The sequence below is a fragment of the Macromonas bipunctata genome, from assembly GCF_002837135.1.
Classification (GTDB): Bacteria; Pseudomonadota; Gammaproteobacteria; order Burkholderiales; family Burkholderiaceae_C; genus Macromonas_A; species Macromonas_A bipunctata.
In genome coordinates, this window is sequence record NZ_NWBQ01000005.1 from 61133 (window position 1) to 81128 (window position 19996).

At 64.7% G+C, this 19996-nt stretch carries 15 protein-coding genes and 1 pseudogene; 4 read left to right on the forward strand and 12 right to left on the reverse strand.

All coding sequences use genetic code 11. From position 1 onward, the window contains the following. Nucleotides 1–20: 20 nt before the first annotated feature. The 3 genes and pseudogenes from CON76_RS01200 to scpA all read right to left on the reverse strand — a co-directional run bounded on the left by CON76_RS01200 (nt 21) and on the right by scpA (nt 4731). Nucleotides 21–1554 (reverse strand): annotated as a pseudogene (locus CON76_RS01200) (acyl-CoA carboxylase subunit beta). Nucleotides 1555–1582: 28 nt separating this feature from the next. Next, nucleotides 1583–2587, reverse strand: a complete 1005-nt coding sequence (gene meaB / locus CON76_RS01205) for a methylmalonyl Co-A mutase-associated GTPase MeaB (protein WP_101101286.1) — start codon at nt 2585–2587, stop codon at nt 1583–1585. Further along, a complete protein-coding gene (scpA, locus tag CON76_RS01210; protein ID WP_101101287.1) occupies nt 2584–4731 on the reverse strand; it encodes a methylmalonyl-CoA mutase in 2148 nt (715 codons plus the stop codon). The genes meaB and scpA overlap by 4 nt, the downstream gene beginning before the upstream one ends. A 118-nt stretch (nt 4732–4849) precedes the next feature. Between scpA and CON76_RS01215 the strand changes: the two genes are divergently transcribed. Beyond that, entirely contained in the window at nt 4850–5500 is a 651-nt protein-coding gene (locus tag CON76_RS01215; RefSeq protein WP_101101289.1) for a GntR family transcriptional regulator, read from the forward strand. Between the two features lie 3 nt (nt 5501–5503). Here the strand turns inward: CON76_RS01215 and dusA are convergent, their stop codons facing one another. Then, nucleotides 5504–6538 carry a tRNA dihydrouridine(20/20a) synthase DusA gene (gene dusA, locus CON76_RS01220; RefSeq protein ID WP_101101323.1) on the reverse strand — a complete coding sequence of 345 codons (1035 nt, stop codon included), beginning with the start codon at nt 6536–6538 and terminating at the stop codon, nt 5504–5506. A gap of 220 nt (nt 6539–6758) precedes the next feature. Between dusA and CON76_RS01225 the strand changes: the two genes are divergently transcribed. Then, entirely contained in the window at nt 6759–8300 is a 1542-nt protein-coding gene (locus CON76_RS01225) for a methyl-accepting chemotaxis protein (protein WP_101101291.1), read from the forward strand. Nucleotides 8301–8392: 92 nt separating this feature from the next. Here CON76_RS01225 and phbB read toward each other — a convergent pair whose 3' ends face one another. The 6 genes from phbB to CON76_RS01260 form a co-directional block, all read right to left on the reverse strand. After that, the gene (phbB, locus tag CON76_RS01230; protein ID WP_101101293.1) at nt 8393–9130 is read right to left on the reverse strand and encodes an acetoacetyl-CoA reductase; all 738 of its coding nucleotides are present in this window, start codon (nt 9128–9130) and stop codon (nt 8393–8395) included. Between the two features lie 44 nt (nt 9131–9174). After that, nucleotides 9175–10353 carry an acetyl-CoA C-acetyltransferase gene (locus CON76_RS01235; protein ID WP_101101295.1) on the reverse strand — a complete coding sequence of 393 codons (1179 nt, stop codon included), beginning with the start codon at nt 10351–10353 and terminating at the stop codon, nt 9175–9177. A gap of 108 nt (nt 10354–10461) precedes the next feature. Beyond that, nucleotides 10462–12213, reverse strand: coding sequence for a PHA/PHB synthase family protein (locus CON76_RS01240; RefSeq protein WP_420812875.1), 1752 nt, complete (start codon nt 12211–12213; stop codon nt 10462–10464). 352 nt (nt 12214–12565) lie between these two features. Then, the gene (pgeF, locus tag CON76_RS01250) at nt 12566–13393 is read right to left on the reverse strand and encodes a peptidoglycan editing factor PgeF (protein WP_338063667.1); all 828 of its coding nucleotides are present in this window, start codon (nt 13391–13393) and stop codon (nt 12566–12568) included. A 47-nt stretch (nt 13394–13440) separates the two neighbouring features. Next, entirely contained in the window at nt 13441–14766 is a 1326-nt protein-coding gene (locus CON76_RS01255) for a hemolysin family protein (RefSeq protein WP_101101299.1), read from the reverse strand. Nucleotides 14767–14796: 30 nt separating this feature from the next. Then, nucleotides 14797–15645 carry an undecaprenyl-diphosphate phosphatase gene (locus CON76_RS01260; protein WP_101101301.1) on the reverse strand — a complete coding sequence of 283 codons (849 nt, stop codon included), beginning with the start codon at nt 15643–15645 and terminating at the stop codon, nt 14797–14799. A 167-nt stretch (nt 15646–15812) separates the two neighbouring features. Between CON76_RS01260 and CON76_RS01265 the strand changes: the two genes are divergently transcribed. Next, on the forward strand, nt 15813–16385 hold the full coding sequence (locus tag CON76_RS01265) for an NUDIX hydrolase (RefSeq protein ID WP_240592704.1): 573 nt from the start codon (nt 15813–15815) through the stop codon (nt 16383–16385). Between the two features lie 33 nt (nt 16386–16418). On the opposite strand, the gene CON76_RS01270 is transcribed toward CON76_RS01265, so the two are convergent. Then, on the reverse strand, nt 16419–18518 hold the full coding sequence (locus tag CON76_RS01270) for a putative bifunctional diguanylate cyclase/phosphodiesterase (RefSeq protein ID WP_101101305.1): 2100 nt from the start codon (nt 18516–18518) through the stop codon (nt 16419–16421). 144 nt (nt 18519–18662) lie between these two features. On the opposite strand from CON76_RS01270, the gene CON76_RS01275 reads away from it, so the two are divergent. After that, nucleotides 18663–19010 (forward strand): Hpt domain-containing protein, encoded by a 348-nt coding sequence (locus CON76_RS01275; RefSeq protein ID WP_101101307.1) that lies wholly within the window; start codon nt 18663–18665, stop codon nt 19008–19010. A gap of 10 nt (nt 19011–19020) precedes the next feature. Here CON76_RS01275 and CON76_RS01280 read toward each other — a convergent pair. Next, nucleotides 19021–19996: cell division protein ZipA C-terminal FtsZ-binding domain-containing protein (locus CON76_RS01280; RefSeq protein WP_145995289.1), on the reverse strand; the 976-nt coding region annotated here is incomplete at its 5' end.

Sequence of the window (19996 nt, forward strand, 5' to 3'; positions counted from 1 at the left end):
CGGTGGCGGGTGTCAGCGCATCAGAGCGGAATGTTGCCGTGCTTGCGCCACGGGTTGTCCAGCTGTTTATCTTTGAGCATGACCAAGCTGCGGCAAATGCGCTTACGAGTTTCGTGCGGCAGGATCACGTCGTCAATGAAGCCACGCGCGCCCGCCACAAACGGGTTGGCAAAGCGGGACTTGTACTCGGCCTCGCGCTCGGCCAGCTTGGCCGGGTCTTTCTTTTCTTCGCGGAAGATGATTTCCACCGCACCCTTGGCCCCCATCACCGCAATTTCAGCGTTGGGCCAAGCCAAGTTCACGTCGCCGCGCAAATGCTTGGAGCTCATCACGTCGTAAGCGCCGCCGTAGGCCTTGCGGGTGATGACGGTGATTTTAGGCACCGTGCATTCGGCGTAGGCGTACAGCAACTTGGCACCGTGCTTGATGATGCCGCCGTATTCTTGGCTGGTACCGGGCATGAAACCCGGCACGTCCACAAACGTGACCACCGGAATGTTGAACGCATCGCAAAAGCGCACAAAACGCGCGGCCTTGATGGACGATTTGATGTCCAAACAGCCCGCCAGCACCAGCGGCTGGTTGGCCACAATGCCCACGGTTTGCCCGCCCATGCGCGCAAAACCGATGAGGATGTTGCCCGCGTAATCGGGTTGCAGCTCAAAAAAGTCACCGTCGTCCACAGTCTTGACGATCAGCTCTTTCATGTCGTAGGGCTTGTTCGGGTTGTCGGGCACCAAAGTGTCCAGACTCAGCTCGGCACGCTCAATCGGGTCGGTGCCGGGGCGCACCGGGGCTTTTTCTTTGTTGTTGAGCGGCAGGTAGTTGTAGAGGCGGCGCAGCATCAGCAACGCTTCCACATCGTTTTCAAACGCCAAATCGGCCACACCGCTGCGAGTGCTGTGGGTAATGGCACCGCCCAACTCTTCGGCGGTCACTTCCTCGTGCGTCACGGTCTTGACCACTTCGGGGCCGGTCACGAACATGTAGCTCGAATCCTTGACCATGAAAATAAAGTCGGTCATGGCCGGGGAATACACGGCCCCCCCCCGCGCACGGGCCCATGATCATGGAAATTTGCGGCACCACACCGCTGGCCATCACGTTGCGTTGGAACACGTCGGCGTAACCGCCCAGCGATGCCACACCTTCCTGAATCCGCGCTCCGCCCGAATCGTTGAGGCCGATCACCGGTGCGCCCACCTTCATGGCCTGGTCCATCACCTTGCAGATTTTTTCGGCGTGGGCTTCCGACAGCGCACCACCAAACACGGTGAAATCTTGGCTGAAGGCAAAGGCCAAGCGGCCATTGATCATGCCATAGCCCGTGACCACACCGTCGCCCGGGATCTTGTTGTCGGCCATGCCAAAGTCGTTGCAGCGGTGCTCAACGAACATGTCCCATTCTTCAAAGGTGCCTTCGTCAAACAGCAGCTCCAGGCGTTCACGCGCCGTCAGCTTGCCTTTGGCGTGTTGGGCTGCGATGCGTTTCTGGCCGCCACCCAAGCGCGCAGCTTCGCGCTTTTGTTCCAGTTGTTGCAGGATTTCGTGCATGGTCTTGTCTCCGGGAAAAATCGGTCACTCAGTTAAAAAGCTCCAGCAGCTGGCGTGCGGCGGTGGAAGCGGGCACCTGCCCGGCCAGCACTTGCTGGGTCGTGGTATCCAGTGCCGCGCGCACCGCCGGGTGGGCACGGAAGCGTTGTTTCAGCCCCGCTTCAATGCGCTCCCACATCCAGGCACGTGCCTGCTGCTGGCGTTTGGCCTCAAAACGGCCATGAACGGTCTGGGCGTGGCGGAAGGTACACACATGTTGCCAGAAAGCGTCCACGCCCTGCCCGTGCAATGCGCTGATTTGCATCACCTGCGGCTGCCACAACGGCACATCGTGCGGGGTGTGGTCGTGCTGGCCGTGCATGCCCAGCAGGCGCAAGCTGGAGGTGATTTGCGCCTGCGCACGCATGGCGGCATCGGGGTCGATGTCCGCCTTGTTGATGACGACCAGATCGGCCAGCTCCATCACGCCTTTTTTGATGGCTTGCAAGTCATCGCCCGCATTGGGCAATTGCAGCAGGCAAAACATGTCGGTCATGTTGGCCACGGCGGTTTCGCTCTGGCCCACGCCCACGGTTTCGACAATCACCACATCGTAGCCCGCCGCTTCGCACACCAACATGGCCTCGCGGGTTTTTTCGGCCACACCACCCAAAGTGCCACTGCTGGGGCTGGGGCGGATGTAGGCCTGCTCGTGGACAGACAAGTGCTCCATGCGCGTCTTGTCACCCAGAATAGAGCCCCCCGACACGCTGGACGACGGATCCACCGCCAGCACCGCCACGCGGTGCCCTTGGGCAATCAGGTACAGCCCCAGCGCCTCAATGAAGGTGGACTTGCCCACCCCTGGCACACCGCTGATGCCCAAACGCAAAGCGCGGCCCGTGTGCGGCAACAACGCGGTCAGCAACTCATCGGCTTGCAAACGGTGGTCGCTGCGGGTGGACTCCAGCAACGTGATGGCTTTGGCCATCGCGCGGCGCTGCACCGGCGCGCTGCCCCGCACCAGGCCTTCAAGCAACGCAGCGGGTGTCACCCGACGGCCTTCTTGATTTGCTCCAGCACGTCCTTGGCGCTGGCGGGAATGGGGGTGCCGGGGCCGTACACACCCTTGACACCCGCTTCGTACAGCATGTCGTAATCCTGGCGCGGAATCACGCCGCCCACGAACACAATGATGTCGTCCGCACCCTGCTTTTTCAGTTCGGCAATGATGGCGGGCACCAGCGTCTTGTGACCTGCGGCCAAGGTGGACACGCCCACGGCGTGTACGTCGTTCTCGATGGCTTGGCGGGCGCATTCCTCGGGCGTTTGGAACAGTGGGCCCATGTCCACGTCAAAGCCCAAGTCGGCAAATGCGGTGGCCACCACCTTGGCGCCCCGGTCATGGCCATCTTGCCCCAGCTTGGCGATCATCACGCGCGGACGACGGCCTTGCGCCTCGGCAAATTCGGCAATTTCTTTTTGCAGTTGTTCCCAGCCTGCGGCGGAATCGTAAGCGGCAGCGTACACACCCGTCACCTTTTGCGTATCGGCACGGTGGCGACCGTACACTTTTTCCAACGCATCCGACACCTCGCCCACGGTGGCGCGCAAGCGGATGGCCTTGATGGACAGATCGAGCAGGTTGCCCTCGCCCGATTCGGCAGCGGCGGTCAGTGCCTCCAGCGCGGCTTGCACGGCAGCGCTGTCGCGGCTGGCCTTGATGGCTTGCAGACGTGCGATCTGGCCATCGCGCACCTTCACGTTGTCCACGTCCAAAATATCGATGGGGTCTTCTTTGGCCAGCTTGTACTTGTTGACCCCCACGATCACGTCTTTGCCGGAATCGATGCGGGCTTGCTTCTCGGCGGCAGCGGCTTCGATCTTGAGCTTGGCCCAACCAGAATCGACGGCTTTGGTCATGCCGCCCATCGCGTCCACTTCCTCGATGATGGCCCAGGCCTTGTCGGCCATTTCCTGGGTCAGGCTTTCCATCAAATAGGAACCGGCCCACGGATCCACCACGTTGGTGATGTGGGTCTCTTCCTGAATGATGAGCTGGGTGTTGCGCGCAATGCGGGCGCTGAATTCGGTCGGCAGCGCAATCGCTTCGTCCAGCGAATTGGTGTGCAACGACTGGGTGCCACCAAACACCGCCGCCATCGCTTCGATGGTGGTACGCACCACGTTGTTGTACGGGTCTTGCTCGGTCAGGCTCCAGCCGCTGGTCTGGCTGTGCGTGCGCAGCATCAGGCTCTTGGGGTTCTTGGCGTTAAAGCCCTTCATGATGCGCGTCCACAGCAGACGGGCCGCGCGCATCTTGGCAATTTCCAAGTAAAAGTTCATGCCCACCGCCCAGAAGAAGCTCAGGCGGCCCGCAAAGTCGTCCACGTCCATGCCCTTGGCAATCGCGGTTTTGACGTACTCCTTGCCATCGGCCAGCGTGAAGGCCATTTCCAGCGCCTGGTTGGCACCGGCTTCCTGCATGTGGTAACCCGAAATCGAGATCGAGTTGAACTTCGGCATGTTCTTGGCCGTGTACTCGATGATGTCACCGATGATCTTCATCGACGGCTCGGGTGGGTAAATGTAGGTGTTGCGAACCATGAACTCCTTGAGGATGTCGTTCTGGATCGTGCCACTGAGCTTGTCTTGACTGACACCCTGCTCCTCGGCGGCCACCACGTAGCCCGCCAGCACCGGCAGCACGGCACCGTTCATCGTCATGGACACCGACACCTTGTCCAACGGAATGCCGTCGAACAACACCTTCATGTCTTCCACGCTGTCGATGGCCACACCCGCCTTGCCCACATCGCCCGTCACGCGCGGGTGGTCGGAGTCGTAACCCCGGTGCGTGGCCAAGTCAAACGCCACCGACACGCCTTGCCCACCCGCAGCCAACGCCTTGCGGTAGAACGCGTTGGACTCCTCAGCGGTCGAAAAACCCGCGTACTGGCGGATCGTCCACGGACGCACCGCGTACATGGTGGCCTGCGGGCCGCGGATGAACGGCTCCAAACCCGGCAGCGTGTTGGTGTACGGCAAATCTTGGGTATCGGCTGCGGTGTACAACGGCTTGACCGTGATACCGTCGGGCGTGACCCAGTTGAGCGAGTCCAGCGAACCGCCCTTGACAGATTTGAGTGCGGCTTGTTCCCAATCGGCCAGGGTAGCGGGCTTGAATTCAGACGACATAAACGGTACCTGTGGTGTGAAAGCTTGTAACGCAGGAAATTCTACATCATTCATAATTATGAATGCAGAATTTTGCCTCCCCTTACAATTGGCCACCTCAGAACGTCCTGAACCACCTATGTCTGCTGTGACCCTGACCCCGCGCGCGCTGTACCAACAAGTGGCCGAACTGCTGCGCCAGCGCATCTTCAACCGCGAACTGCCGCCGGGCAGCTGGATTGATGAACTCAGGATTGCCGAAGAATTTGGCATCAGCCGTACCCCGTTGCGCGAAGCCCTGAAAGTGCTGGCCGCCGAAGGGCTGGTGACGATGAAAGTACGGCGCGGTGCTTACGTGACCGAAGTATCCGAACAAGACTTGCGTGAAGTTTACGAATTGCTGGCTTTGCTCGAATCCGATGCCGCCGGGGTGGCTTGCCAACGTGCCAGCACCACCGAATTGGCCGAATTGCAGACCTTGCACCACGAACTGCAACAAGCAGCCCAGCCAGAGCCCATTGGATCACGCGAACGCTTCTTTACGCTCAACGAGCACTTTCACCGGCGATTGCTGGAACTGGCGGGCAACCGCTGGCGGCAGCAAACCGTGGCCGACCTGCGCAAAGTCATGAAACTCAACCGGCACAGCTCGCTGCTCAAGTCGGGGCGGATGCAGGAATCGCTCAAGGAGCACGAAACCATTCTGGCGGCGCTGTTGGCCCGCGATACAGCAGCGGCGGTGCAAGCCGTCAAAACCCACTTCAGCAACGGCCTGCAAGCCGCCACCTGAGGCCTATTCCGTCGGAAGGCGGTTGTCCTCTTCGTACACGGCGCGCGCCATCGCCCACACCTCGCGCGGTGGCAAAGGCTTGAGCTTGTGGTTGCTCCACACCTGCCGCCAGCGCCGCGCACCGCGCTGGCCGTGACGCAAACCCAGCATGTGGCGCGCAATGGCGTACCACGGCGTGCCATCTTCCACCGCCTCGCGCTCCATGTAAGCCACCATAGCGGCCTCTACCTCGTCGTGCGTGATGGTGCTGGGAGCAGCATCATAAAAGGCCTCATCCCAAGTGGTCAGCAACCATGGGTTGTAGTAGGCCTCGCGCCCCACCATGACGCCATCCACCTGCTGCAAGTGCGCGGCGATCTGGGCATTGGTCTTGATGCCACCGTTGACGCTGATGACCAGGTGCGGAAAATCCCGCTTCAGGCGGTAGGCCAGCTCGTAGCGCAGCGGCGGAATCTCGCGGTTTTCCTTGGGGCTAAGACCCTGCAACCAGGCGTTGCGTGCATGGACGATGAACACCCCGCAACCCGCATCGGCCACCGTGCCCACAAAGTCGCGCACAAAGTCGTAGCTTTCCACCTTGTCGATGCCGATGCGGTGCTTGACCGTGACGGGCACATCCACCACATCGCGCATGGCCTTCACGCCGTCGGCCACCAGGCGCGGCTCGTTCATGAGGCAAGCGCCGAACGCGCCGCGCTGCACGCGGTCGCTGGGGCAGCCGCAGTTGAGGTTGATCTCGTCGTAACCCCACGCCTGGCCCAGCTTGGCGCAATGTGCCAAATCGGCGGGCTCGCTGCCACCCAACTGCAACGCCACCGGATGTTCGGTTTCATCGTGGCGCAAATGCCGACGCGGGTCGCCGTGCAGCAGCGCGCCGGTGGTGACCATCTCGGTGTAGAGCCGGGTGTGCTGCGACAGCAGACGGTGCAGGTAGCGGCAGTGTTTGTCGGACCAATCCAGCATGGGCGCCACAGCCAACGTCCATTCGGAACTTTTCGGGACTCTCCCTGTGTATTCAACAACTTCGCTCAGGCTCATGAGGTATCTTTCGGTAGGGTTCTGGATCCGGTATTTTCGGCACAACGCGGCCTGACAGTACGGCAGCGGGCCGGGCATCTGGCTGGGTTACAGGGCCCCGGATAATGCCGCAAAACGGCCTGAAAATCCTGCACACGGTGCTACATTTCCAACGTCATAACACCCTACAGGGTACGGGTCGATTCAAGCTGTACCCAAACAACGTTCAGGAGAATTTTGCGTGTCGTTCAAGAACAAACTGCTGCTGTGCATTGGCGTGCCGTCGCTGACCTTTGTGCTGGCCATTGCGCTGCTGGCCTGGACGGTGCAGCGCTCGCAGCAGGAATACCGCCACCACATTGAGATCTACAACGCGCAGGAAAACCTGCTGCGCGACATGTACACCCAGGGCCTGCAGATGGGGCAAGCCCTGCGCAACATTGTGCTGGAGCCGCAAAACCAGCAGGGGCACGCCAACTTCAAGGCGTCGCAGGAGCGGTTTGCCCAGGCACAGCAGCAGCTGCAGACGCTGGCGGGCACCACCCCGGCGCTGGCCGCTGCTGCGCAGGAGGTGGCGCGCCTGCGCGGCAGCCACGGCGCACAGCAGCAGGAGGTGCTGCGGCTGGTCGCCACTGACCCCCAGGGCGCCAGCCAACTGCTGATCAACGCCGAAACGCCGGCCTGGCGCGCCCTGCGCAAGCTGCTGCTGGAACAGATTGAGCGGCACCACCAGGTGGCCCAGAACGCCTTCCAGGCCGGGCAGTCGGCGGTGGCACAGCTCAAGCTGGCCTCGGTGGCGATTGCACTGGCCGCCTTGCTGACGGCGGGCTTTTTTGCGGCCTCGCTGCTGCGCACCCTGCACCGTGAGCTGGGGGCCGAACCGTCCGAGCTGCGCACCGCCATGGCGGCGCTGGCCGCTGGCGACCTGATGGCGTCGGTGCCGGGCCAACCCGCCCAGGGCGGTGGCAGCACCAACGTGGCCTCGGCGTTCAACGCCACCATCGTGCAGCTGCGCAACACCATTGCCGGTGTGCGCCACAGCGCCGACGGCATCGCCCGCATCAGCCAGGAAATTGCCACTGGCGACCGCGACATGAGCGAGCGCACCGAACAGACCGCGTGCAACCTGGAGGAAACCGCCGCCAGCATGGAAGAGATCTCCGAGTCCATCCAGCAAGCCGCCGAATCGGCCCACCAGGCCAGCACGGTGGCCAACGTGGCCAGCCAGAGCGCCCAGCAAGGCGGCGAGGTGATGGGCCAAGTGGTGCAGACGATGGAAGAGATCAACGCCTCCTCGCGCCAGATCAACGACATCATTGGCGTGATCGACAGCATCGCATTCCAGACCAACATCCTGGCGCTCAACGCGGCGGTGGAGGCCGCACGCGCCGGCGAGCAGGGCCGGGGCTTTGCGGTGGTGGCCTCGGAGGTGCGCACCCTGGCCCAGCGCAGCGCGCAGGCGGCCAAGGAGATCAAGGAGCTGATCCAGACCAGCGTGTCCAAGGCCGCGGTGGGGTCGGAGCTGGTGTCGCGCGCGGGCAGCACCATGGGCGAGATCGTGCACAACGTGCAGCGCGTGCAAAGCATCATCGGCGACTTGTCCAAGTCGTCGCTGGAACAGGCGCAGGGCATCAGCCAGATCAACACCGCCGTGACGCACCTGGACCAGATGACGCAGCAGAACGCGGCGCTGGTGGAAAAGAGTTCTGCCTCGGCCATCCAGATGAAGGACCAGGCGGTGCGGCTGTCGGAGCTGGTGCAGGTATTCCGCATCGGCAGCTGAAAAAAACCACACCGTGCCGTGTGGCAGGGTGTGGTCTTGCAAGGCAACAAAGCTACACCGGCCCGCCCGACGGGCCAGCCGATGGTGCAGCATTAGCCCATGTGCAGGCCGCCGTTGACCGAGAAGTCGGCGCCGGTGGCGTAGCCGCCCTCTTCGCTGGCCAGCCAGGCGATGATGGAAGCGATTTCGCTGGGCTTGCCCAGGCGCTTGACCGGCACAGTGGCCACGATCTTTTCCAGCACGTCCGGACGGATGGCGTTGACCATGTCGGTGCCGATGTAGCCCGGGCTGACGGTGTTGACGGTCACGCCCTTGGTGGCCAGCTCTTGCGCCAGCGCCATCGAGAAGCCGTGCATGCCGGCCTTGGCGGCGGAGTAGTTGGTCTGACCGGCCTGGCCCTTCTCACCGTTCACCGACGAGATGTTGACGATGCGGCCCCAGCCCTTTTCCACCATGTCCGGCACCACTTGCTTGGTGACGTTGAACATGGAGTCCAGGTTGGTGCTCATCACGGCAGACCAGTCTTCGCGGGTCATCTTCAGGAACATGCGGTCCTTGGTAATGCCGGCGTTGTTCACCAGCACGTCAATCACGCCGTGCTCGGCCTTGGCCTTGGTGAAGGCTTCGACGGTGGAGTCCCAGTCGGCCACGTTACCGACGGAGGCGTAGAAGGTGTAGCCCAGCGCCTTTTGCTCGTCCAGCCACTTCTGGTAGTCGCGGGTCGGGCCGCAACCGGCGATGACCTTGAAGCCGTCCTTGTGCAGGCGTTGGCAGATGGCGGTACCGATGCCACCCATGCCGCCGGTGACGTAAGCTACTTTTTGACTCATGTTTGCTCCTGTTGAAATGAGTTGTTGTGTGTTGTGAGAGGAAATCAGCGTTCCACGGCCAGGGCCACGCCCATGCCGCCACCGATGCACAGAGCGGCCAGGCCCTTCTTGGCGTCCTGGCGCTGCATTTCGTGCAGCAGCGTGACCAGGATGCGGCAGCCGGACGCACCGATCGGGTGGCCAATGGCGATGGCGCCACCGTTGACGTTGACCTTGGCCGGGTCAGCGCCCAGTTCCTGGTTCACGGCGCAGGCTTGTGCGGCAAAGGCTTCGTTCAGCTCGAACAGATCGACGTCGCCCACGCTCCAGCCGGCGCGTTCCAGCGCCTTCTTGGATGCGGACACCGGGCCCATGCCCATGATGGCCGGGTCCAGACCGGTGGTGCCAAAGCTCTTGATGGTGGCCAGCGGCTTGAGGCCCAGCGCGGCGGCCTTGCTGGCCTTCATCACCATCACGGCGGCGGCGCCGTCGTTGATGCCGGAGGCGTTGCCAGCGGTCACGCTGCCAGCCTTATCAAAGGCGGGCTTGAGGCCAGCCAGGCTGTCGGCGTTGGTCTTCTTGTTGATGAACTCGTCGGCTGCAAACACCACCGGATCGCCCTTGCGCTGCGGGATCACGACCGGCACAATTTCGTCGGCAAACTTGCCCGCGTCCTGTGCGGCAGCGGCCTTTTGCTGGCTGGCCAGCGCCAGCGCGTCCTGTGCCTCGCGGGTGATGCCGAATTCCTTGGCCACGTTCTCGGCGGTGATGCCCATGTGGTACTTGGCGTAGGCGTCGGTCAGGCCGTCGTGGATCATGGTGTCCACCATCTTCCAGTCGCCCATGCGCTGGCCGTCACGGCTACCCGGCACCACATGGCCGCTGGCCGACATGTTTTCCTGGCCACCGGCGATGACGATCTCGCTGTCGCCCCAGGCCACGGCCTGCGCGGCCAGCATCACGGCCTTGAGGCCCGAGCCGCAGACGGCGTTGATGGTCAGGGCCGGGGTTTCCTTGGCAATGCCAGCCTTCATCATGGCCTGGCGGGCCGGGTTTTGGCCTGCGCCAGCGGCCAGCACCTGGCCCATGATGACTTCACCGATCTGGTCGGCGGCCACGCCGGTGCGTTCCAGCAGCGCCTTGATGACGGTGGCGCCCAGTTCGGGCGCCGGCACCTTGGCCAGGCTGCCACCAAACTTGCCCACGGCGGTGCGGGCGGCGGCGACGATGACGATATCTTCCATGAGTGACTCCTCTGTTGTGGATGAAACGAAATTCTTTGCGGAAATGATAACCCAGCGTTACCGCCGGGCGTCAGACTGTTGTCAGTTTTTTTGCGTTTGAGCGACGGCTCAGGCCTTGGCCTTGACGTAGCGGCCCGGTGCGGGCTCGATCACCGCGAACTTGCCGTTGCCGTAGCCCTTGGGCGCGGCCACCTGTTTGCCCGATTGGGCCTTGAGCCAATTGCTCCAGTCGGTCCACCAACTGCCTTTGTGCTCGGTGGCGCTGGCAATCCAGTCGTTCACGTCCACGGGGAAGCTGTTGTCGGGCGCAATCCAATGGCAACGCTTGCCTTTGCTGGCGGGGTTGATCACGCCAGCGATGTGGCCAGAAGCCCCCATCACAAAACGCTTGGGGCCGGGCAGCACTTGCGTGGAGGCGTAGGCGCCGCCGATCGGCACGATGTGATCCTCGCGCGAGCCGTACAGGTACACCGGCAGCTTGACTTGGCTGAAGTCGAGCTTCTCACCGCACACGGTGAGCTTGCCGGGCTTGATGAGGTTGTTCTCGAGGTAGGCGTTGCGCAGATACCAGGCGTAGTACGGGCCGGGCAGGTTGGTGCTGTCGCTGTTCCAGTACAGCAGGTCGAACGGAGGCGGGGTCTCGCCCTTGAGGTAGTTGCCCACCACGTAGTTCCACACCAGGTCGTTGGGGCGCAGGAAGCTGAAGGTGGTGGCCAGGTCGCGGCCCGGCAGCAGGCCGCCGTGGGCAAACTGCATCTCGCGGAACTTGACCGAGGTCTCGTCGATGAAGACGTTGATGACGCCGGAGTCGGTGAAATCGAGCAGCGTGGTCAGGAAAGTGGCGCTGTTGACCGATGTGTCGCCGCGTGCGGCCAGCACCGCCAGCACGGTGCCCAGCATGGTGCCGCCCACGCAGAAGCCCAGCGTGTTGATGGTGTCGGCACCGGTGATCTCGCGCACGGTGTCGATGGCGCGAATCACGCCGTCTTCGATGTAGTTGTCCCACGTTTTGTGCGCACACGACTGGTCGGCATTGCGCCAGCTCACCACAAAAGTGTGCTGACCCTGCTCCACCGCGTAGCGGATGAAGGAGTTCTCGGGCTGCAGGTCCAGGATGTAGAACTTGTTGATGGACGGCGGCACCATCAGGAACGGGCGCTCGTACACCTTGCCGGTCAGGGGCTTGTACTCGATGAGCTGGAACAGGTCGTTCTCATAGACCACCGCGCCTTCGGTGTTGGCGATGTTGTGGCCCACATCAAACGCGCTGTAGTCGGTCATCGAGATAAAGCCTTGCTGCATGTCTTGCAGCAGGTTCTTGATGCCTTGGGCGATGCTCTGGCCTTTGGTGTCGAGGGCTTTCTTTTGCGCGTCGGCGTTCAATGCCAAAAAGTTGCTCGGGGCGCTGGCATCAATCCACTGCTGCACCGCAAAGGCGACGCGGGCCTGGGTCTTGGCATCACCTTCCACCGCCTCGGCCAACGCCATCAGGCTGCGTGCATTGAGCAGGTACAGCGCAGCGGAGTACGCCGACATGGGGTTCTTCTCCCAGGCCTCGCCCGAGAAGCGGCGGTCTTTTTGCGGCGGCTTGACTTGCAGACCCTGGTTCCACAGCGCGGCCAGTTCCTTCAGGTACTCGGCCTGGATTTCGGTCAGCTTGGCCTGCTCGACCTTGACGGTGGTACCCGCCACCTTGCTCAACAGCTCGTTGAGGTTGCCCGCCGCGCCCACCGGCACGCCAAAGTTGCACATCGGCGGTGCCGACAGCGGGGTGCCCTGCAACAGTTGCTGCAACTGCTGCATGGCGTTTTTCTGAAATTCCTGGGCCGATTGCATCCAGGAAGAGGTATCCATGCTCATGTGTTCTCCAATTTGTAGTTAAATGCCACCGCGTCCGGCACCTGCCCAGGGCAGGCCCGCCATGTGCTGCAATGACGACTTGATGACGGTTGTATAAATGTATCTGATTGTGATTGGCTGGTTGTACGTGGCCGTGATGATGGCGGTGGCAGAAGCCCTGCACAGCGGCGGCAGCGTGCTGGGTGCTATTGTGACGCTGTTTCTTTACGGTTTTGTGCCAGTCGGGTTGGTGATTTACCTGATGGGCACACCTTTGCGGCGCAAAGAGCGCCAGCAGCAGGCCACACAAGCACCCGAGCCGGCGGCTGCAACGGCGGACCAGCCCGTGGACTCAGCGGCCCCGGCGGCAGATTCAGGTGCGCCAGATGCAGGCGGCCATGCGCCCGGTGCTGCCCAGGCGGCGGGCGTCGCGCCGGTGCGAAAAGAACCGTGACGCCTGCTGCACGGTACACCAGGGCAGGCTGCCGTCGTTGCCGCTGATGTGCTGCACACCGAGCGCACACAGGCGTTGCTGGGCCAGCGCCCGCAGGTCGGCCCGGTATTTCTGCGTGCCGTCCGGGGCCACGGGCAGCGGCTGAAAGCAGCTGTCGGCCTCGGGCTGGGCGGCCAGGAAGGCGGCGCGCACCTCGGCCCCGACCTCGAACGACTGCGGCCCGATGCACGGCCCCAGCCAAACCTTGAGGCCCGCGCGCTGCACCGGCGTCTGTGCGGCGGGCCACTGTGCGAACAGCGACTCCAGCACACCGTGGCCGTCCTCGCCCACCAACCCGCGCCAGCCCGCGTGCGCAGCGGCGACACTGCTGCCATCGGCGGCGCTGAACAGCAGTGGCAGGCAGTCGGCCACCATGATGGTGCAGGCCACGCCGGGGCTGTCGCTCCAGCAGGCGTCGGCCACCAGGCCAGCGGGGGTGTCGGGGGTCAGGCGCACCACGTCGGTGCCATGCACCTGGCGCAGGAACACCGGCTGCGCCGCCAGACGCTGCGCCAGCAGCTGGCGGTTGGCCTGTACGCAGGCAAAGTCATCGCCCACGTGGTCGCCCAGGTTCCAGCTGTCGAACGGAGCGGGCGAGGCGCCACCGCCGCGCAGGGTAAACAGGGCCTTGACGCCAACGGGCCAGGCGCCGTCGGCCAGCATGGTTTGCACCGCGCCTGCCGTCAGGCGCCGGATGGGAGGAGTCATGGGTGTCGTGAAAAAATGGCCATCATAGCCCCAGCGCACCAGGTGTGTCAGGCGTCTTTTTCAGTGCCGGTGGCGGGCGCGGGGGTGGCTTCGCACAGGCGGGTGGCCAGCACCTTGTCGATGATGCGGCCATCCATGTCCACGATCTCGAGCTGCCAGCCTTCCCAGCTCACGCTGTCGGCCACGCGCGGCAGGCGCCCGGTCAGCAGCATCATCATGCCGCTGAGGGTGTGGTAGCGGCCACGTTCCTCGTCGGGCACGCTGTCCAGGCCCAGGCGGTCCTTGAGCTCGGGCACCGGGATCAGGCCGTCGAGCAGCCAGCTGCCGTCCTCGCGCTGCACCGCCCATGAGGTGTGCGGATCGCGCGGGCGGAATTCGCCGGTGATGGCCTCGATCAGGTCGTGCAGGGTGACGATGCCCTGGATCTCGCCGTACTCGTCGATGACGAAGGCCATGTGCTCGTCGGAGGAGCGGAAGTTGTCCAGCAGCTCCATGCCGGTGATGGTCTCGGGCACGTACAGCGGCTCCTGCAGCGGCTGCTGGGCCAGCTCGCGCAGCTCGCCACGCAGGGCCTGCGACAGCCAGCGCCGCGCGTTGACGATGCCGACCACATTGTTCAGGTCGCCCAGCACCACGGGGTAGCGCGGGTGGTCGGAGGCCTCGACGCGGGCCATGTTCTCCTCGAACGACAGCTCCAGGTCCAGCGTCACCACGTCGCTGCGCGGCACCATCAGCGAACCGATCTGGCGGTCGTCCAGGCGGAACACGTTGCGCACCATGGTGTGCTCGTGCGATTCGATCACGCCGGCGCTGGTGCCCTCCTCCAGCATGGCGTGGATTTCCTCCTCGGTCACGCTGCTGCCGCTGTTTTGCTGCACGCCCAGCAGGCGCAGCAGCCCCTTGGTGGAGGCCGACAGCAGCAACACGAAGGGCTTGGTGGCAATGGCCAGCAGGTCGATCGGACGCGCCACCAGCCGGGCCAGGGTTTCGGGGTTGGACTGGCCAATGCGTTTGGGCACCAGTTCGCCCACCACGATCGAAAAGTAGGTGATGAGCACCACCACCAGGGCGGTGGCCGTGACTTGCGCGGCGGATTCGGGCAAACCCAGGGTCAGCAGCCACACGCTCAGGGGCTGGGCCAGCGCCGCTTCGCCCACAATGCCGTTGAGCACGCCGATGGAGGTGATGCCGATTTGGATGGTGGACAGGAAGCGCGTCGGATCCTCGCCCAGCTTGACAGCGGCGGCGGCCGAGCGGTCGCCCTCGTCAATGAGCTTTTGCAGGCGGGCCTTGCGCGCGGTCACCAGCGCAATCTCCGACATGGCGAACACGCCGTTGAGCACGATCAAGGCCAGCAGTATGGCAATTTCCATTACGTTTCCAAATCTATAAACACCAAAGGGTTATAGCGCACTCAGCGTGCCGGTGCCCAGCAGCACCAGCACCAGCGCCCCCAGCCCGATGCGGTAGTACACAAACGGCATGTAACCGCGCGTGGACACCAGGCGCAAAAACCACACGATCACGCCATAACCCACGCCAAACGCCACCAGCGTGGCCAAGACGGTGGGGCCGGGCGCGACGGCGCTGCCGTGCTGCCAGCTGCGCAACAGCTGGTAGCCGCCCGAGGCCAGCACCGCCGGAATGGCCAGCAGGAAGGAGTAGCGCGCCGCCGCCTCGCGGCTGTAGCCCATGAACAGGCCCGCGCTGATGGTGCCGCCCGAGCGCGACACACCCGGAATCAGCGCCATGGCCTGCGCCAAGCCAAACAGCAGGCCATCGCGCCAGCTCAGCTGTTGCAGCTCCAGCCGCTGGCGCCCGCGTGCGCCCCAGCGTTCGGCCAGCGCCAGCACCAGGCCAAACACGATCAGCATGGTGGCGGTGATGTAGAGGTTGCGCAGCGAGCCCTCGATCGCGTCCTTGAGCAGCAGGCCCAGAATGCCAATGGGCAGCGTGCCGATCAGGATCAGCCAGCCCATGCGCGCGTCGGGGCTGCGGCGCCATTCGGGCTGGGTCAGGGAACGGAACCAGGCCTGCAGGATGCGCCAGATGTCGTGCCGGAAATACAGCAGCACCGCCGCCTCGGTGCCGATCTGGGTGATGGCGGTGAAGGCCGCGCCTGGGTCGCCCCCCGACGGCAGCAGCGGCCCGATGATGCGCAGGTGCGCGCTGGACGACACGGGCAGGAACTCGGTCAGGCCCTGGATCAGGCCGAGGAAGGCGGCCTCGCCCCAGCCAATGCCGGCGCTCATGGGTGAACCCCCGCCTGGCCACGCCAGCCCAGAGGCCACAGGAAACGGCCGCGCGCAACGGCGGCATCAGCGGAAAAAAAGCAGGTGAAATACATCTTGAAGGTGCCGTGTAGCACGATTTTGCCATTTTGCATTATAGAAGTCGGCCCCCGGACAGGGCACGCCAGATGGCCTACACTTTGGTCATGCATCGATCGCTCATCAAACATTGCCGCGCCTGCGGCACCCCGGTGGAGCACCGCGTGCCCGACGACGGTGACACCAAAATCCGCGCCATCTGCCCGCTGTGCGGCACCATCCACTACGAAAACCCGCTCAACGTGGTGGGCACCGTGCCCTACTGGGGCCCGCAGGGCGAGCAGGTGCTGCTGCGCAAGCGCAACATCGAGCCCTGTTTTGGCAAGTGGACGCTGCCGGCCGGCTTCATGGAACTGGGCGAAACCACCGCCGAAGGCGCCGTGCGCGAGACCCAGGAGGAAGCCGGGGCCGAGATTGCGCTCGAAGGGCTGTTCACGGTGCTCAACGTCACGCGCGTGAGCCAGGTGCATTTCTACTACCGCGCGCGGCTGTTGAGCCCGCAGTTTGACCCGGGCTTCGAGACGCAGGAGGCGCGCCTGTTCCACGAACACGAGATTCCGTGGGAGGAGCTGGCGTTTCGCACCGTGCGCGAGACGCTGCAACGCTACTTTGACGACCGGCGCCGGGGCGTGTTCGGCATCCACGCCGGCGACATTGCCTGACGCCACGGCCCAGCCTGGGCGGGCCGTTTGGACTCAGTGCGGGCGGGTGAACGAGCGCGCCAGCTGCTCCAGCTCGTCGGCGGGCATGGGCTTGCCTATCAGGTAGCCCTGCACCTCGGACACGCCCAGCGCCTCCAGAAAGTCGCACTGGCGCTGGGTTTCCACCCCTTCGGCAATCACCTGCAGCCCCAGGGACTGGCCCATGACCGTGACGGCGCGCACGATGGCGCGGTCGGCCTGCGTGGCGGTGATGTCGGTGATGAAGGCGCGGTCGATCTTGATCACATCCAGCGGGAAGCGCAGCAGGTACTCCAGCGACGAGTAGCCGATGCCAAAGTCGTCCACCGCCACCTTGAAGCCCGCGTCGCGGAAACGCCGCAGCAGCTGGATCGAGTGGTCGAGGTCCTGGATCGCCAGGCTTTCGGTGATTTCCAGCTCGATCAGGCCCGGTGCCACCTGGGCTTGCTGCGCCGCGTCCAGCACAATGTCAAACAGGTGAGGGTCCAGGAACTGGCGCGGCGACAGGTTGACGCCCACCCGCAGCGGCAGGCCCTGGGCCACCCAGCGTGCGGCCTGCTGGCAGGCCTCGCGCAGCACCCATTCGCCCACCGGGTTGATGAGGCCCAGGTCCTCCAGCAGCGGGATGAAACGCACCGGCGGCACCACGCCATGCACCGGGTGGCGCCAGCGCAGCAGCGCCTCGACGCCAACGATCTTGCCGTGGGTCAGGTCCATCTGCGGCTGGTAGACCAGGAAGAACTGGTCGTTGTCCAGCGCGCGGCGCAAGGCGCGTTCCAGCTCCAGCGCGGCACGCATGCGCCCGGCGTCTTCGGCGTCCAGGCTGGCGGTCATCCAGCTGCGGCCCTGCGAGCGCGCCAGGCGCTGGGCCTCCTGGGCCTGCTGCAACAGCTGTTCGGCGTTGCTGCCGTGCTGCGGGTGTAGCGCCACCCCGGCGGAACAGGTGATGAACACCTCGTGCGCATCGACCTTGAACGGCAAGGCCAGCGCGTCCACCAGGTGCTGGAAGCGCGCTTCGGCATCGGCCTCGGACGGGGCCAGCAGCAGCACCGCAAATTCGTCGCCGCCAATGCGCGCCACCTCGCTGCCGCCGGTGGCGTACACGCGCAGGCGCTGCGCCAGCAGGGTCAGCAGCTTGTCGGCGTTGCTGTTGCCCATGCTGTCGTTGAAGCGCTTGAAGCGCACCAGGTCAATGCAGCCCACCAGCGCCGTCACGGGGGTGGCGTTGCTGTGGGCCTGCTGCAGCGCGCGGTTGACCTGCTGCAGGAACAGGCGGCGGTTGCCCAATCCGGTCAATTCATCGTGCAGGGCCAGGAAATCGACCAGCGCGGCGGTCTGGCGGCTGGCGGTCACGTCCTGGAACGCGCCGTACACGCGCTCGGCCTCCTGGCCTTGCTGGCCGCGCTCGCCGATCAGGTGCACGATGCGTTCGGCGGGCTGGATGGCGGGGGAGTCGGTCTGCAGACGCAGCTCGAGCTCGATGCGCGCGCCCACCGCCTGCGCCATCTCGAACGCCTGCAGCAGGCGCGGGCGGTCGTCGGGGTGCAGCCGCGCGGTCAGGGACGCCACGCTGGCCACCGCCGCCGGGGCAATGCCGGTCAGCGTGAGCAGCTCCTGGCTCCACTGCAGCTCGCCAGTGGACAGGTCCCAGCCCCAGAAGCCCAGGCCCGCAATGCGGCGCACCGAGGCCTCGCGCATGCGGTTCTCGCGCACCTGGCGGTTGAGCGCGCCGGTGCGCAGGGCGTAGCGCACGCGCTGCGTGAGCAGCGGCCAGTTGATGGGCTTGGTGATGAAGTCGGTGGCGCCGGCGTTGAAGGCCAGGTCGATGGCGGCAATGTCCTCGGCCCCGGTCAGCATGATGATGGGCAGGTTGTCGTCGGCGTCCTGTTCGCGGATGCGCGCGCAGGTGCCGTAGCCGTCGAGCTCGGGCATCATCACGTCGAGCAGCACCAGGTCGGGACGCTGTTCGGCGATGCGCTGCAGCGCCTCCAGCCCGTTGGCCGCCTCGCTGATCTGGTAGCCTTGGCGCCCCAGTACGCCGCGCAGCAGCATGCGAGTGGGGTGGTCGTCGTCAACAATCAGCAGGTGGGCGTTTTTGGAAGGAGCGGCAAGCATAGAAGGAAAAAAAGAGGGGCCCCGATATTATGACGCACCACCCTGGCAGCGGCCATGGGAGAAAAAACGCCATGTCTCCCATGCGGCCGGGCCGAATTGTCTTAAGATTTTCGTTTCACCGCATCCACCCGAGGCCCATTCACCATGACGATCCTGCTCGACACCGGCGCCCTGCAGACCTTGCAGGAGCTGCTGGGCGATGATTTGCTGGACATCACCCAGATTTACGCCGACCAGGTGCAGGCCGATGTGCAGGGCATCCTGGCCTGCTGGGCCAGCGCCGACACCGCGCAGCTGGGCAAGCTGGCGCACGCGCTCAAGGGCGGTTCGTCCAACATGGGGGCCACCGAGGTGGCGCGCCTGGCGGCGTTGCTGGAGAAGGCCGCCGTGGGCCAGGACAGCGCCACCATCACCAGCGTGCTCGACGCCCTGCCCGGCGCTGCCACACAAACGGTGCTGGCCTTGCGCGAGGGCGGCTACCTGCGCGCCTGAAGGCAGGCTTTCAGCTGAACAGGCGCCGCGCCAGCGCTGAGCCGGCCTCGAACTGGCGCTGCGCCAGCGCGGCGTAGAGCCGCTCCAGATCGACGCCGATCTGGTCCATCACCTCTTGCGCCAGCGGCTGGCCGTCCACGTCGGTGACGGTGCCGTCCATGTGCTGCGCCAGCGTGACGAGGGTGTCGTACAGGTGCTCGAAGGGGTATTCGCTGCGCGGCACGTGCGGCACATCCAGCAGCAGGGCAAATTCGGTCAGGGCTTCTTGTTCGGGGTCGTCCACCAGCGCGGCCTCGGACGGGAATTCGAGCACCAGCACCGGCGCGCTGCCAAATTCCAGCCCCGGCAACACCAGCTGGCCCGGCACGGGACCGTGCACAAAGCCCAGCTGCGCCGCCTGCTGGGTGAGGTAGGTCACGCTCCAGGCGGCGTGGTTGGCGCGCAGGGCAAACATGAGCTGGGCGCCGTGCTGCAGGGCAAAGTGGTCGAGTTCGCGCGCGCGTTCGACCTCGTGCATCATGTCGGGCCCATCGACTTGGGCGCCCAGCGCGTGCGCCAGTTGCTCGACCTTGAGCTGGAATTCGGAGAATTCGATCTCGTTGAGCGGGCCGCTGTGGTTGGCCAGCTGCACGCCGGCCTGCAGCGCCGCGTAGCGGTGGCCGGCCTGCGGGCGTTCCCAGGCCTGGGTGGTCAGGTTCCAGCCTTCGAGCGCAAAGGGTTTGGAGCCGACGCGGCGCGTGCCCGGCGCCACCGCCAGCACGGCCTCGCCCAGCACGGGCTGGGGCAGCGTCAGGCTGGCCAGGGCGTCGATGAGCGGGTGCAGCAGGTGCAGCTGGTGCGCGCGCGCCAGCGGATCGGGCGGCGGCACGGCGGGCAAGGGCAGCGGCCCGGGCGCCACGCCAGCGGGTGATGCCACCGGCTGGGGTGCGGGGGCCGCAGGCGCAGCGGGTGCGGCCGGGGCCGCAGTGGGCGCCGGGGTTTCGGGC

Bases quoted from the DNA above. Each gene is read 5' to 3' on its own strand.
- scpA (WP_101101287.1), bottom strand. From the start codon at position 4,731: ATGTCGTCTGAATTCAAGCCCGCTACCCTGGCCGATTGGGAACAAGCC.
- CON76_RS01215 (WP_101101289.1), top strand. From the start codon at position 4,850: ATGTCTGCTGTGACCCTGACCCCGCGCGCGCTGTACCAACAAGTGGCC.
- dusA (WP_101101323.1), bottom strand. From the start codon at position 6,538: ATGAGCCTGAGCGAAGTTGTTGAATACACAGGGAGAGTCCCGAAAAGT.
- phbB (WP_101101293.1), bottom strand. From the start codon at position 9,130: ATGAGTCAAAAAGTAGCTTACGTCACCGGCGGCATGGGTGGCATCGGT.
- CON76_RS01235 (WP_101101295.1), bottom strand. From the start codon at position 10,353: ATGGAAGATATCGTCATCGTCGCCGCCGCCCGCACCGCCGTGGGCAAG.
- CON76_RS01240 (WP_420812875.1), bottom strand. From the start codon at position 12,213: ATGAGCATGGATACCTCTTCCTGGATGCAATCGGCCCAGGAATTTCAG.
- pgeF (WP_338063667.1), bottom strand. From the start codon at position 13,393: ATGACTCCTCCCATCCGGCGCCTGACGGCAGGCGCGGTGCAAACCATG.
- CON76_RS01255 (WP_101101299.1), bottom strand. From the start codon at position 14,766: ATGGAAATTGCCATACTGCTGGCCTTGATCGTGCTCAACGGCGTGTTC.
- CON76_RS01260 (WP_101101301.1), bottom strand. From the start codon at position 15,645: ATGAGCGCCGGCATTGGCTGGGGCGAGGCCGCCTTCCTCGGCCTGATC.
- CON76_RS01265 (WP_240592704.1), top strand. From the start codon at position 15,813: ATGGCCTACACTTTGGTCATGCATCGATCGCTCATCAAACATTGCCGC.
- CON76_RS01270 (WP_101101305.1), bottom strand. From the start codon at position 18,518: ATGCTTGCCGCTCCTTCCAAAAACGCCCACCTGCTGATTGTTGACGAC.
- CON76_RS01275 (WP_101101307.1), top strand. From the start codon at position 18,663: ATGACGATCCTGCTCGACACCGGCGCCCTGCAGACCTTGCAGGAGCTG.